11 protein-coding genes and 1 pseudogene are annotated in these 17,148 nt (G+C 65.4%); 6 read left to right on the top strand and 6 right to left on the bottom strand.

From position 1 onward, the window contains the following. Positions 1-106 precede the first annotated feature (106 nt). On the top strand, positions 107-898 hold the full coding sequence (locus tag ABD742_RS19990) for an SDR family NAD(P)-dependent oxidoreductase (protein WP_234754933.1): 792 nt from the start codon (positions 107-109) through the stop codon (positions 896-898). Then, entirely contained in the window at positions 895-2,157 is a 1,263-nt protein-coding gene (locus ABD742_RS19985; protein WP_234754932.1) for an acyl-CoA dehydrogenase family protein, read from the top strand. The genes ABD742_RS19990 and ABD742_RS19985 overlap by 4 nt, the downstream gene beginning before the upstream one ends. A gap of 132 nt (positions 2,158-2,289) precedes the next feature. On the opposite strand, the gene ABD742_RS19980 is transcribed toward ABD742_RS19985, so the two are convergent. The 3 genes from ABD742_RS19980 to ABD742_RS19970 form a co-directional block, all read right to left on the bottom strand. Next, entirely contained in the window at positions 2,290-2,622 is a 333-nt protein-coding gene (locus ABD742_RS19980; protein ID WP_234754931.1) for an L-rhamnose mutarotase, read from the bottom strand. A gap of 66 nt (positions 2,623-2,688) precedes the next feature. Further along, positions 2,689-4,083, bottom strand: coding sequence for an MFS transporter (locus tag ABD742_RS19975; protein WP_234754930.1), 1,395 nt, complete (start codon positions 4,081-4,083; stop codon positions 2,689-2,691). A gap of 221 nt (positions 4,084-4,304) precedes the next feature. Continuing rightward, complete coding sequence (locus tag ABD742_RS19970) at positions 4,305-5,405, bottom strand: LacI family DNA-binding transcriptional regulator (protein WP_234754929.1); 1,101 nt, start codon at positions 5,403-5,405, stop codon at positions 4,305-4,307. 169 nt (positions 5,406-5,574) lie between these two features. Here ABD742_RS19970 and ABD742_RS19965 point away from each other — a divergent pair, with 169 nt between their 5' ends. Genes ABD742_RS19965 through ABD742_RS19955 form a run of 3 tightly spaced genes read left to right on the top strand, consistent with a single transcriptional unit; the run spans position 5,575 to position 8,812 of the window. Then, positions 5,575-6,744, top strand: a complete 1,170-nt coding sequence (locus ABD742_RS19965; RefSeq protein WP_234754928.1) for a Gfo/Idh/MocA family protein — start codon at positions 5,575-5,577, stop codon at positions 6,742-6,744. Next, positions 6,744-7,958, top strand: a complete 1,215-nt coding sequence (locus ABD742_RS19960; RefSeq protein WP_234754927.1) for a dihydrodipicolinate synthase family protein — start codon at positions 6,744-6,746, stop codon at positions 7,956-7,958. The genes ABD742_RS19965 and ABD742_RS19960 overlap by 1 nt, the downstream gene beginning before the upstream one ends. A gap of 14 nt (positions 7,959-7,972) precedes the next feature. Beyond that, a complete protein-coding gene (locus ABD742_RS19955; protein ID WP_234754944.1) occupies positions 7,973-8,812 on the top strand; it encodes a sugar phosphate isomerase/epimerase family protein in 840 nt (279 codons plus the stop codon). Between the two features lie 79 nt (positions 8,813-8,891). Here the strand turns inward: ABD742_RS19955 and ABD742_RS19950 are convergent, their stop codons facing one another. The 3 genes and pseudogenes from ABD742_RS19950 to ABD742_RS19940 all read right to left on the bottom strand — a co-directional run bounded on the left by ABD742_RS19950 (position 8,892) and on the right by ABD742_RS19940 (position 13,909). Beyond that, positions 8,892-10,643: an IS1634 family transposase gene (locus tag ABD742_RS19950; RefSeq protein ID WP_344788433.1), complete on the bottom strand. Its 1,752-nt coding sequence runs from the start codon at positions 10,641-10,643 to the stop codon at positions 8,892-8,894. A gap of 217 nt (positions 10,644-10,860) precedes the next feature. After that, a pseudogene (locus tag ABD742_RS19945) lies at positions 10,861-12,953 on the bottom strand (DUF6807 family protein). 119 nt (positions 12,954-13,072) lie between these two features. Continuing rightward, positions 13,073-13,909: a DUF1684 domain-containing protein gene (locus tag ABD742_RS19940; protein ID WP_234752309.1), complete on the bottom strand. Its 837-nt coding sequence runs from the start codon at positions 13,907-13,909 to the stop codon at positions 13,073-13,075. 292 nt (positions 13,910-14,201) lie between these two features. Here ABD742_RS19940 and ppc point away from each other — a divergent pair, with 292 nt between their 5' ends. Continuing rightward, positions 14,202-17,000 carry a phosphoenolpyruvate carboxylase gene (gene ppc, locus ABD742_RS19935; RefSeq protein WP_234752311.1) on the top strand — a complete coding sequence of 933 codons (2,799 nt, stop codon included), beginning with the start codon at positions 14,202-14,204 and terminating at the stop codon, positions 16,998-17,000. Positions 17,001-17,148: the final 148 nt, after the last annotated feature.

Here is a 17,148-nt window from a genome sequence, read left to right as displayed (position 1 = left end):
ACAGCCTAACGCCGCGCGCTTGGCCGCAGGCCCCTCCGCAGTGCACAATCAAAGTGATTCAGTTAACATTCATTAACGGATTTTGGTTCTGCATCAAGGAGGATGGATGGACATCAAGGGCGCAGTTGCGTTGATAACCGGCGGGGCTTCGGGACTGGGGGCCGCAACCGCAAGGCGATTGCTCGACGCCGGAGCATCGGTAGTGCTGCTTGACCTCCATTCCTCTCCCGGAGAGGCTCTCGCTGCCGAACTCAATGCCTTGGGGGCCGAGGGCAGGGCCTTGTTCGTCCCCGCCGACGTCACCAATGAAGAGCAAGTGCAAGCCGCCGTCGACGCTGCCGTCGCGCTGGGCCCGCTCCGGATCCTGGTCAACTGCGCCGGCGTAGCAACCCCGGGCAAGGTGCTCGGCAAGGACGGCGTGCTGCCGCTGGAGAACTTCAACAGGGTCATCCAGATCAACCTCGTGGGCACCTTCAACGTGATCCGCCTGGCCGCCGCCGCAATGGCCCAAAACGAGCCTGCGTCCACCGAGCTCGGTGGCGAGGAACGCGGCGTCATCATCAACACAGCCTCCGTGGCGGCTTTCGATGGACAGATCGGGCAGCCTGCATATGCCGCGTCCAAGGGAGCCGTGGCCGCGATGACGTTGCCCCTGGCCCGTGAATTTGCGCGCTCGCTGGTGCGGGTCATGGCCATCGCGCCGGGCATCTTCGAAACCCCGATGCTCGCCGGCTTGCCCCAGGACGCGCAGCTCTCCCTAGGCCAGCAGGTACCCCACCCCGCACGTCTTGGCCGCCCCGCCGAGTACGCCAACCTCGTGGCGCACATCGTGGAAAACGCCATGCTCAACGGCGAAACCATCCGCCTCGACGGCGCCATCCGGATGGCACCCAAGTGAGCCAGGCGCACAAGGTGGCGGCCGCTGTGGAACACTCGGCGGGTTCTTTGCCCTCCTTGCCTGGGGCGGACTTTTTCGATTTCGAATCGCTCCTCAGCGTCCAGGAACAGCGCAAACTCAATGAGCTCCGGGAATTCCTCGCCACCGAAATCGCGCCGTATGCCAAGGATTGGTGGGACAAGGCCGAGTTCCCGGCGCACATCCTGCCCAAGCTCGCGGCCCTTCGCCTAAGCACCCCCACGCACCGCGGCTACAGCAACCTGTTCGCCGGGCTCGTGATCGCGGAAATGACCCGCGTGGACACCTCTATTGCCACGTTCTTCATGGTCCACCACGACCTCTTCATCGAGGCGCTCTACGAGTTCGGCTCCAAGGACCAGCAGGACCGGTACCTCGACGACGCCTCAAACCTCCGGACCACCGGAGCGTTTGCGCTCACGGAACCGGATCACGGTTCCGACGTGGCCGGCGGCCTGCAGACGGTGGCCCGCCGGGTCGCCGGGGGAGCCGACGACGGCGGTGACTACTGGGTGTTGAACGGCGCCAAGCGCTGGATCGGCAACGGGACGTTCTGCGATCACATGTTGGTCTGGGCCCGGGACGAAGCTGACGGCGCCGTCCGAGGCTTCATCGTGGACGCCACGCTGTCCGGAGTGACGCGCACCAAGATCGAGAACAAAATCGCCCTGCGCACCGTGCAAAACGCCGACATTGTCCTCAAAGACGTGCGGATTGCCGAGGCGGATCGTTTCGCCGGGATCAACAGCTTCGCCGACACCAACCACCTGCTGCGCGGATCCAGGCTCATGGTGGCCTGGCAGGCTGTGGGGCAGCAGTTGGCGGCGTTCGACGTCGCCCGGAAGTACGCGCTTGAACGCCGGCAGTTCGGCCGACCGCTGGCGAAGTTCCAGCTCATCCAGCAGCAATTGGTGGACATGCTCGGAAATGCCGTGGCCAGCATGGGCATGATGGTGCGGATCGCCCAGCTGCAGGAGGACATCTACACGGACAGCAAGGGAGTGCGGCACGGCGGAGCCCAAATGGCACAGGTGGCCCTGGCCAAGGCGTACTGCAGCGCCCGGATGCGCGAAACCGTGGCGATGGGCCGGTCCATCCTGGGCGGGAACGGCATCGTGACCGATTACCGGATGGCCAAGATCTTTGCCGATGCCGAGGCGATCTACACCTACGAAGGATCGTTCGAGATCAACTCGCTCATCGTGGGCCGGGCCGTGACAGGGGTTTCCGCGATCGTTTGAGGGCTTTTTTGGCGGGGCGGGCTCGCGGTGGGGCTCGATTCCGGCGCCGGGGTCGCAAAACCGGGGCTTGTTTCCCAGGCCGGAGCTTGAAGCGCGGCGATGGGAAACAAGCCCAGGTTTGAGTCCGAGGCCTCAACCTCCGGACAATTGGTCCTCGAGATTGAAGATTTCCGTGAGTTGGACGAATCCTTGGTCCGGCGTCCATTCGTCGTCTTCGAACAGGAGCGCCATTTCCGCTTGCCAACGGGCATTCACATCAGTCAAGGCCATGCGGGCACGTGCCGCGCCGAAATCGTCGCATTCCACGTATCCCACCAGCAGCCCGTCGTCGGCGAGGAACAACGAGTAGTTGTTCCAGCCGGCCGCCTTGAGTTCACGGAGCATCTCCGGCCACACGGCCGCGTGTCGGCGTCGATATTCGGGAATCTGGCTGGGTTTGACCGAGGAACGGAAGCAGACGCGCATATGGATTCTCCTCTTCTGTGAATCGTTTCATTCAAAGGCCGCGATTCGCCCTCGTAATCGCTTGGGTTACCGGGCGCCGCTCCGAAGCTGGCGGTACTCCTCGCGGGCAACGGGCGTCGCGTTCGCCGTCCCCAGTTGGTTGAGCGGGATACGGTAGGTTTCACGGGCCGACCAGGCAGCCACGGCGCCGATGACACAGATTCCGAAACAGATGGACCCGATGATGATCGGGACATCCGCCGATCCCGGCGGGGCGATTGCCGCGAAGATGCTCGGAAGAAACGCGGTGATGACGAGGCCGATGTTCTGCGAGATGGCGAATCCCGTGACGCGGGTGCGGGCGGGGAAGAGCTCCTGGAAGAAGCTGGCGAAGGTTGCATTCCAGACCTGGTACAGCGTGCCCCACATGATGATCGAGAGGACGATCGTGAGCAGTACGTTGTTCTGGCTCACCGCGTACAGGTAGGCGTAGGCCAGGACGCCGGAACTCAACGAGCCGAAGATCATCAACGGCCGGCGGCCGAACCGATCCGACAGATCTCCGAACAAGGGGATAAGGGCGAGTGCGACGACGTTGGCCAGGACCGGGATCCAGAGGTAGACAGTAGTACTCATCCCGACGCCGTAACCCGGCTGGGTGGCGTACGCCGCACCGAAGACCGCGACGGTGACGCCGACGACGTTGACCAAGGTCATGCAGATTGCCCGGACCACGTCCAGGCCGCTTTCCCGCAGAACGCGGACGATCGGCATCTTCGGGATGTCCTGGTGCGCCTTTTCCTCAGTAAAGATGGGGGTTTCTTCGACCCGGCGGCGGATCATGTACCCGGCGAACACCACGAGGGCGCTGAGGAGGAACGGAATGCGCCAGCCCCAGGATTTGAACGCTTCATTGGAGAGTACGGCGGAGAGCGGGAGGAAGACAGCCGCGGCAATGATCTGTCCGGCCTGGGTGCCTTGGAGCGCGAAGCTTGCGTAGAAGCCCCGGCGGCCGAACGGCGCGTGCTCCACGATCATGGCGCTGGCGCCGCTCAGCTCGCCGGCCACCGCGAAGCCCTGGATGAGACGGACGGCAACCAGGAGGACGGGTGCCAGAAGCCCGACCTGGCTATAAGTCGGCAACAAAGCGACGGCGAAGGTCGACGCGCCCATCATTAACATGGCGAGGACCAGGACGTTCTTCCGGCCGTGCTTGTCGCCCCATTGTCCGAGGACGAAGGCACCAATCGGGCGAGCCACATAGCCCACGGCGTATGTGCCGAGCGAAGCGATCAGCGCAACAGTCGGGTTTCCCGCGGGAAAGAAGACGCCCGGGAAGACGAGCGCAGCGGCCTGCGCGTAGATGAACCAGTCGTAGTACTCAAGGGCGCTGCCGATCCAGCCGCTGGCTGCCGCTTTCCTCGTGGTGCTGGACGGTCGCGGTCCGGTTGAACTTCGCTGCCTGCTCGCGTCGATCTTCATATTGTCCTCCTTTGGACAAGTCGTTTTGGGCCACTGGAAGGGCCTTCCCGTCTTTGGGTCTGGTTTCCAGCAGGAGGGCGGCGCCATCGCAAGAATCGGTCTAAATTTCCGCTTGGTATGCGCTTTCCCAACTGGTAAGCGCTTTCCATGAGACACCCGCGCGGCCCCGCTGTCAAGGGGAAATTGTTGCGCCGGTCACACCCGACCCTCGGGAATTGTCCTTACGCCGAGGGCGACGTTTCGGTGCTGCGTCGCAGCACAACCGCGCCCGTGACGGCGGAATGGGTGCTGAGCTCTTCGCCCGCCTCACGCTCGTTGGAGCTTCCGAGGGTGGCGAGCCTGCCGATCTCTTCAAGCGGCAGGCTCACGGTGGTGAGGGCCGGGCGGAAGTCGCGCAAGGTTTCAATGTCATCGAATCCCGCAATCAGTGCATCGCGGGGGATCCTCAAGCCCTGGGAGCGAAGCGCGGCCACTGCGCCGATGGCCATCACGTCGTTCGCGGCAAAAATGCAGAGCCGGGCCCCGGGGGCGCCAGCCGATCGCCCAGCCCCCGCTGTTTGTCCGGCTTTGATCCGGGTTGCGAGCTGGAGTCCGGCTTCGTAGCCGCCCTCGCGGTCGAATCCGCTGCGGATCACCTCGGCCTGCTGCCGTCCGGCGTCAGTCAGACCTCGCTGGAATCCCCGGATGCGGTCATCTGATGTCAACCGTCCTTCCGGGCCGCTGATGATGACGAAGTCGCCGTGGTTGCCGGCGGCGAGTTTGGCGGCGAGCTCCGCAGCCAGTTCTTCGTTAGGAACGGAAACGACGTGGTAGCCGTCCGTTTGGGAGGCTCCGATGATGCCGTGGCCCACGACGCCGACCTTGCCGCCATTGCGGCAGTACCGGTCGAGTTCAGCGGCCAATTCGGCGTTACCGCCCTTGTCGCCAGGCTGGGTCGATCGCGATCCCGCTATCACGATGGAGTCCGCCCTGCGCGCGGCGAAGGCGGCGACGGCGGCCCGTTCGTCAGTGGGTGTGCCCTCGGTCGTGGCCAGGAGAACCATCTTGTGTTGTTCCCGTGCGGCAGCCTGGACGCCGCGGGCTATGGCCGAGAAGTAGGGATCGGCGATGTCGTGCACAATCAGCCCGATCAGCCCGGAGCGCGCTTTTGCGAGGCCCTGGGCCTGGGCATTCGCGATGTAGCCGAGGGTGTCGGCCGCCTGCCGGACGCGCTCGGCGATCTCCGGTGCGGGTGTCCTGGCAGAACCATTGAGTACCCGGGAGGCCGTGGCGGGGGAGACGCCGGCCAGTTTGGCCACTTCGGACAGCGTGCTTGCAGTCACGGACAACTCCTCTTCAAAAGCCTCGGTCTCGGGCACTTTCAGCAACATCCGATTATTGCAGTCCTGACCAGCCTCGGGAAAGCGATTGCCAGACCCGGAGCCGCGTGTCATCATGAATGCAGTGGGAATGCGCTTTCCCACTTCATTCACTTTCCATTGAAGAGGACTCATGGGCTACGAAACAAAGACGATCCGCATCGCCATGAACGGCATCACCGGCCGGATGGGCTACCGCCAGCACCTGCTGCGTTCCATCCTCCCCATCCGGGACGCCGGGGGCTTTACCTTGGCGGACGGCACCCGCGTCCAGGTTGAACCGATCCTGGTGGGCCGCAACGAAGCGAAAATCCGCGAACTCGCCGAACTCAACAAAGTCTCCGAGTGGTCCACCGACCTCGACGCAGTCATCAACGACCCCACGGTCGACGTCGTTTTCGATGCGTCGATGACCAGCCTCCGCGCGGCGACCCTGAAAAAGGCAATGCGCGCCGGGAAACACATTTTCACCGAGAAGCCGACGGCCGAGACGCTGGAAGAAGCCATCGAACTGGCCCGGATCGGCAAGGAATCCGGCGTCACGGCCGGCGTGGTGCACGACAAGCTTTACCTGCCGGGCCTGGTCAAGCTGCGCCGCCTCGTGGATGAGGGTTTCTTCGGCCGCATCCTCTCCATCCGCGGCGAGTTCGGCTACTGGGTCTTCGAAGGCGACATCCAGGCAGCGCAGCGCCCGTCCTGGAACTACCGCAAGGAAGACGGCGGCGGAATGACAACGGACATGTTCTGCCACTGGAACTACGTCCTGGAAGGCATCATCGGCAAGGTCAAGAGCGTCAACGCCAAGACCGCCACCCACATCCCGACCCGCTGGGACGAACAGGGCAAGGAATACAAGGCCACGGCCGACGACGCGTCCTACGGCATCTTCGAGCTTGAGACCCCTGGCGGAGACGACGTCGTCGGCCAGATCAACTCTTCCTGGGCCGTCCGCATCTACCGCGACGAACTCGTGGAGTTCCAGATCGACGGCACGCACGGCTCCGCCGTGGCGGGCTTGAACAAGTGCGTCGCGCAGCAGCGCGCCCACACCCCCAAGCCCGTCTGGAATCCGGACTTGCCCGTCACGGAGTCCTTCCGCAGCCAGTGGCAGGAAGTCCCCGCCAACGCCGATCTGGACAACGGCTTCAAGCTGCAGTGGGAAGAATTCCTGCGCGACGTCGTTGCCGGCCGCGAGCACCGCTTCGGCCTGCTTTCTGCTGCCCGCGGCGTGCAGCTCGCCGAGCTCGGCCTGCGGTCCAACGACGAGCGCCGCACCATCGACATCCCGGAGATCGAGCTCTGATGACTTCCCTTCTCCTCCCAAACAACGACGGCGGGACCCGCCTCTACAGGTTGCAGCCGGCCACGTCGTGGGCCAGGCCGACGGCGCCGCTGACGTCCCGGCGCGCCTATGCCGCCGCGCACGTGATTCCGGAAGCGACAGCCGACAATACCCCGGGCGCCCCGGCGCACTTGGACTGGGACGCCACGATGGCGTACCGGCACGAGCTGTGGTCCTACGGCCTGGGCGTTGCTGATGCCATGGACACCGCCCAGCGCGGCATGGGCCTGGACTGGGCCGCGACGCAGCAGCTCATCAAGCGAACCGGCGTCGAAGCGGCCTCCGTGGTGGCGTCAGGCAACGCCGCCACCGCTGGCAAGACCGTCCGGGATCTCGTGTCCTGCGGCGCCGGAACGGACCAGCTGGACCTCGCCTCTGTTCCCGAGGGTCCCTCCGGTATCAAGGCCGTGCTGGACGCGTACCGCGAGCAGATCGCCGTCGTGAGCGAAGCCGGGCCGAAGGTCATCATCATGACGTCCCGGGCGCTGGCCAAAGTGGCTGCAAGCCCCGGGGACTATCTGCACGTCTACTCCACGCTCCTCACTGAAGTGGACCAGCCGGTCATCCTGCACTGGCTCGGGACCATGTTCGACCCCGCATTGGCCGGCTATTGGGGCTCTAACGACGTCGCCGAAGCAACTGAAACCTTCCTTGGCCTGATCCGCGATCACGCGGACAGGGTGGACGGCGTGAAGGTCTCGCTGCTGGACGCTTCGCATGAAGTTGCCCTGCGCTCAGCCCTTCCGGCGGGCGTCCGCCTCTACACCGGCGACGATTTCAACTACCCGGAACTGATCGACGGCGACGGCGCCCACCACTCGGACGCGCTGCTGGGCATCTTCGCCGCGATCTACCCTGCCGCTTCGGTGGCGTTGCAGAAGTACGACGCCGGCGACGCTGCGGACGCACGCGCCATCCTGGACTCCACCCGCGAACTGGGCAAACACATCTTCAGCGCCCCCACGTTCTACTACAAGACCGGGATCGCCTTCATGTCCTGGCTCAACGGCAAGCAGCCCGGATTCCAGATGGTCGGCGGACTGCATTCCGGCCGCTCGGTGGTCCACCTGGCGCGCACCTTCGAACTCGCCGACCAGGCCGGGCTCCTGCGCGATCCAGCGCTGGCCGCCTTCCGGATGTCCGATTACCTTCGCATCAACGGAGTGGGCGCATGAGCGACTTTTCGCGACTGTCGGACTTTTCAAGATTGTCACTGAACAGCGCCACCACCAAGAAATGGACGCTCGCCGAAGCCGTGGACGGCTGCGTCCGGGCCGGAATTCCGGCGATCGGACCGTGGCGGGACATCGTCGCCGACACCGGCTTGGACAAGGCCGCCAAGCTGATCAAGGACGCCGGACTTCGCGTCTCGTCCCTCTGCCGGGGCGGTTTCCTCACAGCGGCCGACGCCGAAGGGCAGGCGGCCGCCCTGGCCGACAACCGGGCGGCCATCCTGGAAGCCGTGGCGCTGGATACGCGGGAGCTGTTCCTGGTGGTCGGCGGGCTCGCGCCGGGCGAGAAGGACGTCGTCGCAGCCCGCCGTCGCGTGGTCGATCGCCTAGAGGACCTGGTGCCCTTCGCCGTCGAGCACGGGGTCCGGCTGGTGCTTGAACCCCTGCACCCGATGTACGCGGCGGACCGAGCCCTCATCTCGACCCTGGGCCAGGCACTCGACCTCGCCGCACCCTACGACGCAAGGGCGGTCGGCGTCGCCGTCGACACCTTCCACGTCTGGTGGGACCCCGAACTGAAGCAGCAGATCCAGCGGGCCGGCCGGGAGAACCGGATCGCGTCCTACCAAGTGTGCGACTTCAACCTCCCCATCGCTGCCGACGCGCTGCTCTCGCGCGGCATGATGGGAGACGGCGTGATCGACTTCGCGACGATCGGCAGCTGGGTGCGCGACGCCGGCTACGCTGGCGACATCGAAGTGGAAATCTTCAACCAGGACATCTGGGACGCCGACGGCGACGCGGTCCTGGCAGCCATGAAACAGCGCTACGCGGAGCTCGTGCTGCCGTACGCCTAGACCGAAGTTACGTCCGTGATGACGTGCGAAATCCCCGCCTCGGCGGGGATTTCGCTGTTTTCGGGGGCTGGGGTTCTGTCTACTTGATGTGGATGGGGATGGGCTCTCCGATGAGGTCGAAGGCTTGGCGTTGGATGGGGGTCGGGATCGCGAGGGTTGGAATGACCGGGAGGTCCTGGGCGGTGCCGTAGCGGATGTCGTTTCGGGTCAGTGTTCCGAGGTGCTCGAGCAGAGCGCGGAAGCTGTAGGCAGGGTGTCCGTCGCTGGATGTGCGGGTGGATGCTTTCTTGTCCGCCGCTTCCGAGCGGTTGGCCGGGGCGACGGGGTCAGCCGGTGCCGGGCGGTCTTCGTCGGTGAAGGTCAGGGGCGCCCAGGCCCGGCGCAGGTGCCAGACGAGGTAGGCGGCGAGCATGCAGATGAACACGTGGGCGCGGACCCTGGTTTCGGTCCAGTGGTGGATCGGGCGCAGGGACAGGTCGATGGACTTGATCGAGCGGAAGTCGCGTTCGACGCCGGCCAGCGACTTGTAGGTCGCCACGACCCTTGCCGCGTCCATTGCGGCAGCGCCGACGGACGTGCGGATGATGTAGATCCCGTCCAGGGCGGCCTCGGCTCTGATCTGCTCCTCGTTGCGGGCATAGCCGAAGGCGTTGTCCTCGATGGTGAGGGTGTAGTGCTTTTCCATGTTGTACTTGCCGATGACCTTGCCCGCCCTGACCCCGATTTTCCCGGCTCCGCGGATCCGGCCGGCCTCGGCAGCGGCGGCGATTTTCGCCAGCTCGGCGTCGGTGGCCTCGAGCAGCTCGCGGCGTTTGCGGGTTCGTTCGGCGGCCAGGGCCGGGTTGCGGCAGGCGATGAGCCGTTCGCCGGGATAGTCCGGGTGGGTGATCTCGGCCAGGTTCGTTTCATCGAACAGGGACATCTGCAGGGGCCCGTCATCGGCGGCCAGGGCCTTGATAGACGGGGCCCGCAGCGCCGTGACCCAGCCGAGGCCGCCGAGTTCCTTCAGCGCGGCGATACGGGCCGAGGTGATCATTCCGCGGTCCCCGACCATGACCATTTCCTGAAGCCCGAAGGTCGTCTTCATTTCCTGGGCGATAGCTTCGAACGCGGCCGGGTCCGCGGTGTTCCCGGCCACGACCCGGACCGCGACGGGCCGGCCGTCCGGCTCGGTGAGCAGCCCGTATTCGATCTGCGGCAGGCCCTTCTTCCCGTCGCGGGAATAGCCCCGGGCGGCCAGCTCGCAGTGGTGCCCGGTGACCCAGGAGGAGGACAGGTCGAACAACGCCAGCTTCTTCGGGTTCGCCTCCGGGGACAGGTGCCTGGTGGCCAGGGTCTTTTCGATGCCCTGCTGCCGGGCCGCCAGCCAGTCCATCGCCGCGTAGACCTCGTCCGTGCCGGCACCGTCCACCCCGAGGTCCTGGGCCAATGTCGTGTCCGCCCACCACCGGGTCGTGGCCAGCTTCGAACCAGGACGGCACACCCTGGCGATGATCAGGGCCAGGGCCAGGTCCCGCTGCTTCGAGGCCGGGCCCAGCAGTCCCGGGAACCCCAGCGCCCCGGCCTGCGCGGCCACCGCGGCGACGTGCCCGTGCGGCAGGGACCGTGTCACCGTGGCAGCGCTGCCGGCCGGAACGAGCTGTTCGCCCTTGAGCCCGGCCTCGATCAGATCGACCACGTGCTCGGGCAGGGCAGAGAGGTTGGCCACGGTCTCATTGCGGACCTTGCCTTCCTGGCGGAAGGTCCGGCGCAGGTAGGCCGACCGGTAGTCACGGACCTGGCCGTGCTTGTCCGTGTGGGACTTCCGAACTCTGACTACGTGAACAGGCATGTCTCGCTGAGTCATACCAAGACAATAGCGTGATTTTCCTCAAGTATCGGGTATGACTCGCCCAATATTCTGTCTACACATTCCGGCAGAAAAGAGGCCTTCCGCCCGGAAACACAACAAATCCGGGCAGAAGGCCTTCGTAACTTCGGCCTAGACACCCTACGCAAACGGCGGGGGCTCAGTTTGAACTGAACTGAGCCCCCGCCTTTCTGCGTGCCTATCCTGCAGCGGAAGCCCTACCTGCCGTCAGCTCGGCGACCTCGGCCGGAGACAACTTGGCGTCGACGATCCACACGGTGAAGGAGCGGAGCAAGGATTCACCTGCGCCGAGCTCCACTGGCCGGTCCCAGGCCACGGCCGAACCCACTGCCGGGTAATCCGCCATCCGGACGAACCATGGATCCTGTGCCTCAGCCGGGCCGGCGAACACCAGAGTGGCGGGGCCTTCTGGAAAGTCCGCGGCCCAGGCCAGCCACGGCGACGCCAAGCCGTGGACTTGGGGTTCACCGGCCCTCTCCGCTGTGAAGACTTCTGCCCCGGCGTACGCAGGCAAGCGCCAGAAGAAGCCGCCGTAGCCGCTTCCGCGGGCGCCGTTGGAGCCGGGGCTGCCGAGCGAGGAGTCGACGACGGCGGTCAGTTCTGTTCGTAGCTCCAGTTGCCACGTGCGGTGGTCAAGCAGCCTGGACCGGGTGGTGCGGCGTTCGCGGAGAAGTTCGGCGCCGTCCGGTGCCTGCCAGCTCAATTTCTGCTCCAGCAGGCCTGCCACGGACATTGTGGAGCGTTCGATGATGCGGCCGTGGTCTTGCCGTTCTTCGTAACGGCCGGCAGCGCGGGTGTACGTCTTGCCGCCCCAGAAATTGCTGCCGTTCACATCCTGCAAGGCGAATCCCGCGCCAAGATGCCAGGGGTGGTCGGCGGGCAGATGGTCGGTGACCTTGACTCCGGCGAGTGTGCGGACCGGGTGCAGATAGGGCCGCGGGGAGAGCCGGGCGGCCAGGCCGGCACCGCTCTGCAGGGTTGCCAAGACGACAGCGGCCTGGCCGGTCTTTATCGCAGGGGCGCAGGGCTCACCGCCGTCGGGCAGGCTCAAGAGCGGCCTTCCGGCGTCGACGGCTGGCCGCGCCCACGGCAAGCCAAGTTCGCTGAAGGTGGCGTGCGCCGCCGTCGCGCGTTCCAGGGCGTCTTCGATTCCGTCGATCACCGCGCGGGCTGCATCACCCTCGCCCTCCCAGGTGACGTACTTCTCCGGGATCAATGCGGGAGATTCTGCGGTGCGGATGGCCTCCAGGACCTGCATGAAGGCGCCGCTGTCCGCGAGCGGGCTGATGAGCGGCGCGCCGGTTGCGGGACCCGGCGTCGAGCGCTCCAGGCGACGATGCTCCAGCAGGTCCTCGGTGAGGTCCACCCGGCTGTAGACCGTTTCGCGCGTCCCGGCGGCAGAGCTGATTGTGAGGCGGTCTTCGGTGTAGTGGAACACCGCCTTGCCGTCGCTGCCCTGCAGGGTGATGTACGGTTCCAACGATTCGGCGGCGCAGAGCGTGAGCGCGCACGTGATGGGCAGGCCCGTGGCTGTGCGGATCCGGATCACGGAGGTGTCGTCGGATTCGATGTCATTGGCGCGGTACAGGTCTGTTTCCACGGAGGCAAGATCGTCCACGGTCCGTGCCCCGGCGATCCTCAGCGCGGTGGCGATGGCGTGTGCCAGCGGGTTGGTCGCCACCCCGTCAACAACGTCGATGCCGTCCAGGCTGCGTTTGCCCGCCCAGCGGGAGCGCTTGTAATAGGCGCGGTCACGCACCCAACGCCCGGTGGCCGAGATGCCCAGAAGAGAGCCGATCTCTCCCGCCGCAAGCAGTTCCTCAATGGCCTGGAGGCCGCGGGATCCGAGGCTCTGGAAGCCGACCTGGACGCTCCTGCCGGCCGCAGTGGCGGCTTCCTGCAAACGATTGAAGTCGGCGAGCGAAGCGACCGGAGGCTTCTCGAGGTACAGATCGGCTTGGGGAAGCGTTGTGAGGGCGAGCTGTGCGTGCGTCTGGATGGGTGTGGCCACAATGACCAGGTCCAGCGCGGGGGTTCCCGCCAGAAGATCGTCCAAGTTGCTGAAGACAGCAGTTCCGGGCGGAAGCGCCCGGGGGCAGGCGGATTCGGGTCGGCTACGGCAACAAGGCGCACGACGCCGTTGGCCTGGAGCCTTTCGAGGTTCTGCAGGTGGTGCGCGCCGAAGCCGTGGACCCCCACGAGGGCCACTCTGCTCGCCTCATGGCTGGGCTGTTTGCGTTCTGCCGGGACGGGCGTGGACAGGGTGCCCATGGCTCTCCTCATCTATCCCCGGGGGCGGGGTGCTGACGTCGGTGTCGTTCCAGGAGCGCTTGGTAAGCGCTTTCCAAGAAGAGTGTACCGTTCCTTATGGGAGATGTAACGCCCTGCGTTTAGACGATCCGGCCTGCCGGCAGTTTCTCCCCGGCCTCGACCGCCACGTCGATCGAATTTCCCGCCACGGGCATGGGGCAGGTGCCGTACGGGGTGAAGGCGCTGGGGTAGTTGATGGCGCGGTTGAAGTCCAGCACGACTGAGCCATCGTGCCGGGGGCGCGAGACGGCCAGCTTGCGCCACTCGTCCGTGGTGTTGCCGTTCGTTTCGTCATGGAAGGTGACGGTGAGGGCTCCGAGCTTCTCGGCCTCGGCGTGCAGGCGGATCTCGTGGGGAAGGCCCGGCGCCCGGAAAACCACCTCGCCTACGGATCGGTGCACCCCGTCCACCAAGGGGTTGGCTGTCCCGATCGGAACATCCACCGGTTCGGGGTATTCCTCGAACCGGCCTCCAAGCACCCAGTCCGGGTTGTATTCATAGGTGGGAACGGCGTCGAACTCCGTCAACACCGGCGAGGAGTTGTCCCTGGTGCGGATGGCGTACTTGTCCGCGCGCATGGCCAGTTCGACCACCACCTCCGTGCCGTCTGCGCCGCCGAACTGCACCCACATGAGCGATTCCTCGTCCTGGAGGGTAGCCGAAATCGTGCCGTCCACGGGAGCTCCCGTCTCCGCGAGCGTGAGTCCGTCCGCCGCGCTCGCGGTGAGTGTCGCCGTCGTGCCGTCCGTTGACCAGAGCCCCGGGACGAGCTCGACGGCGGCGGGTGCGGATTCGAGCCACTGGAAGGAGGTGAGGGTCAGCCAGCCGTGGTCCGCTGCGAGGGCGGCGTTGCGGCCGTTGCGGAAACGCTGCCAGCGTTCCAGCTGGGCGTTGCTTGCGGGGCCTGTTGCGGTCATGGTTCCTCCAGCGGCTTGGGCGGTGTTCGTTGGCTTAACCATGCACCGGTCCCGACCATTCCCGGAACCCAACTGACTCGCATTAGATGCCGTTTTGAGCGCTGAAAACGACATCTAATGCGAGTCAGTTGGGGCAGGCAGGGCGGACGTGCAGAGTGAGCATGACAACATTTGAGACGGATTGCCACCCCCTCAAGAGCTGCGGGTAGGATTCCCTTGGAAATATCAGTAATCCGGCTCACAGTATCCAGCGCAGTGTACGGGCCACACCCAACGCCAGAAGGTATTTTTCATGGTTGACACTGCACATCTCAGCACCGACCTTGCCGCGGAACTGCGGGCCGATGTCCGCCGCGTCTCCACGCTTCTCGGGGAGTCGTTGGTCCGCCAGCATGGCCCGGAGCTGCTCCAGCTCGTCGAGCAGGTGCGCCTGCTCACCAAGGAATCCAAGGAAGCCGCCCGCGGCGGCGCCGACGCCACAGGTCCGTGGAGCGCGCACGACGTCGTCGCCCAGGTCCGGGAGTTGCTCGCATCATTGCCCCTTGAGGAAGCTACCGAGCTGGTCCGCGCCTTCGCCTTCTATTTCCACCTCGCCAACGCCGCCGAGCAAGTGCACCGCGTCCGCGGACTGCGCACCCGCCAGGAAAAGGACGGCTGGTTGGCCAAAGCCGTGGCCGAGATCGCCGATGAAGCCGGAACCCAGGCCCTGCAGGACGTCGTCAATGAGCTGGACGTTCGTCCTATTTTCACCGCGCACCCCACCGAAGCCTCCCGCCGTTCGGTGCTGGACAAGATCCGAAAGCTCTCGGACGTGCTGGCAGAATCCACTGTTGAGGGCACGGCCGCCCGTCGTCGACAGGACCGCCAGCTCGCCGAGATCATCGACCAAATGTGGCAGACCGACGAACTGCGCCAAGTCCGCCCTACACCGGTAGATGAGGCCCGCAACGCCATCTACTACCTGAGCAGCATCCTGACCGATGCCATGCCGGAAATGCTCACGGACCTTTCCGAGCTGCTGGGCGAGCACGGCGTGGTGCTGCCGGCGCACAACGCCCCCATCCGCTTCGGTTCCTGGATCGGCGGAGACCGCGACGGCAACCCGAACGTCACCGCTTCCGTCACGCGCGAGATCCTGCAACTGCAGAACCAGCACGCCGTGCGGATCGGTATCTCGATGATCGACGAACTGATCTCCATCCTCTCCAACTCGACGGCCCTGGTGGACGCGGAAGAGGACCTCCTGGACTCGATCGCCGTCGACCTCAAGAACCTGCCTGGCCTCGACAAGCGCATCCTGGAGCTGAACGCGCAGGAGCCCTACCGCCTCAAACTGACCTGCATCAAAGCCAAGCTCATCAACACGGGCCGCCGCGTGTCTGCATCCAGCCACCACGAACCCGGCCGTGACTACGCTGGCACCTCGGAACTCCTGGCAGAGCTCGAGCTGTTGGAAACTTCGCTGCGCAAGCACTCTGCCGTGCTCGTGGCCGACGGCGCGCTGGCCCGCGTCCGCCGTGCGATCGCCTCCTTCGGGCTGCACTTGGCGACCCTCGACATCCGCGAGCATGCCGACTACCACCACGATGCCGTCGGGCAGCTGATGGATCGGATCGGCGTCGGAACTCCCTACGGCGAGTTGAGCCGCGCCGAGCGCTTCGAGCGGCTGAGCGCGGAGCTGGCTTCGCGCCGTCCGCTGTCCGGCCACCCCATCAAGCTCGACGGCGACGGCGACCGCACCTACGACGTCTTCCGCAGCATCCGGCACGCCCTCCAGACGTACGGGCCCGACGTCGTCGAAACTTACATCATCTCCATGACGCGCGGCGCGGACGACGTCCTGGCCGCCGCGGTGCTGGCCCGCGAAGCCGGACTGATCGACCTGTTCGGCGCGGCTCCGTATGCCAAGATCGGCTTCGCCCCGCTCCTGGAGACCGTGGAGGAGCTGCGTGCCTCGGCCGAAATCGTGGACCTACTGCTCTCCGATCCGTCCTATCGCTCGCTGGTTCGGCTGCGTGGGGATGTCCAGGAGATCATGCTGGGATACTCGGATTCGAACAAGGAGTCCGGCGTCATGACCAGCCAGTGGGAGATCCACAAGACTCAGCGGAAGTTGCGCGACGTCGCCGCCAAGCACGGCGTGAACGTCCGGTTGTTCCATGGCCGCGGCGGTTCTGTGGGCCGTGGCGGCGGACCGACCTACGACGCCATCATGGCCCAGCCGAACGGCGTGCTCGAAGGCGCCATTAAGTTCACGGAACAAGGCGAAGTCATCTCGGACAAGTACTCCCTGCCGGAGCTCGCCCGCGAAAACCTGGAGCTCTCGCTGGCCGCCGTGATGCAGGGTTCCGCGCTGCACCGCGCCCCGCGCACTTCCGACGACGAGCGCGAACGTTACGGCCAGGTCATGGAGATCATTTCCGACGCGGCGTTCGCCCAATACCGCACCCTGATCGACGATCCTGACCTGCCCGCGTACTTCCTGGCCTCGACTCCGGTGGAGCAGCTCGGATCCCTGAACATCGGCTCACGACCCTCCAAGCGCCCCGATTCCGGCGCCGGACTGGGCGGTCTTCGTGCCATCCCGTGGGTGTTCGGATGGACCCAGTCGCGGCAGATCGTTCCAGGCTGGTTCGGCGTGGGCTCAGGTTTGAAGGCTGCCCGCGAGGCAGGCAACACCGCTGAGCTTGCGAAGATGATGAAGCGCTGGCACTTCTTCCAGTCGGTGATTTCCAACGTGGAGATGACCCTGGCCAAGACAGACATGGACATCGCCGGGCACTACGTGTCTTCGCTGGTTCCGGAAGAGCTGCACCACCTGTTCAAAGCAATCCGCACTGAGTACGATCTCACGGTTGCCGAAGTGGAACTCCTGAGTGGGGAAACCGAGCTCCTGGAAGCGCAGCCGACGCTCAAGCGTTCCCTCGAAATCCGCGACCAATACCTCGACCCCATCAGTTACCTGCAGGTGGAGTTGTTGCGCCGCGTCCGCGAAGCTTCCATTTCCGGCGCCGAGATCGACGAACGCCTCCAGCGGGCCATGCTCATCACCGTCAACGGCGTGGCCGCCGGCCTCCGCAACACGGGATAACCTCACCCCCCTTCCTTCCGACGCTCGCTCACTTATGTTGGTGTTTTTAGAAACGCCCGCTCACATCATGTGAGCGAGGGTGCGGCCGGAAGGGCTTGTTTGTGAGCGAGGGTTGGGTCCTTGAGACGCTCGTTCACTTATGTGGGCG

The organism is Arthrobacter ramosus, from assembly GCF_039535095.1.
Classification (GTDB): Bacteria; Actinomycetota; Actinomycetes; order Actinomycetales; family Micrococcaceae; genus Arthrobacter; species Arthrobacter ramosus.
This window is presented reverse-complemented; position numbering and strand designations above follow the sequence as displayed.

What these genes read in the sequence shown, in the direction of transcription:
- ABD742_RS19975 (WP_234754930.1), bottom strand. Translation starts at nt 4,083, where the DNA reads ATGAAGATCGACGCGAGCAGGCAGCGAAGTTCAACCGGACCGCGACCG.
- ABD742_RS19940 (WP_234752309.1), bottom strand. Translation starts at nt 13,909, where the DNA reads ATGACCGCAACAGGCCCCGCAAGCAACGCCCAGCTGGAACGCTGGCAG.
- ABD742_RS19980 (WP_234754931.1), bottom strand. Translation starts at nt 2,622, where the DNA reads ATGCGCGTCTGCTTCCGTTCCTCGGTCAAACCCAGCCAGATTCCCGAA.
- ppc (WP_234752311.1), top strand. Translation starts at nt 14,202, where the DNA reads ATGGTTGACACTGCACATCTCAGCACCGACCTTGCCGCGGAACTGCGG.
- ABD742_RS19960 (WP_234754927.1), top strand. Translation starts at nt 6,744, where the DNA reads ATGACTTCCCTTCTCCTCCCAAACAACGACGGCGGGACCCGCCTCTAC.
- ABD742_RS19950 (WP_344788433.1), bottom strand. Translation starts at nt 10,643, where the DNA reads ATGCCTGTTCACGTAGTCAGAGTTCGGAAGTCCCACACGGACAAGCAC.
- ABD742_RS19965 (WP_234754928.1), top strand. Translation starts at nt 5,575, where the DNA reads ATGGGCTACGAAACAAAGACGATCCGCATCGCCATGAACGGCATCACC.
- ABD742_RS19990 (WP_234754933.1), top strand. Translation starts at nt 107, where the DNA reads ATGGACATCAAGGGCGCAGTTGCGTTGATAACCGGCGGGGCTTCGGGA.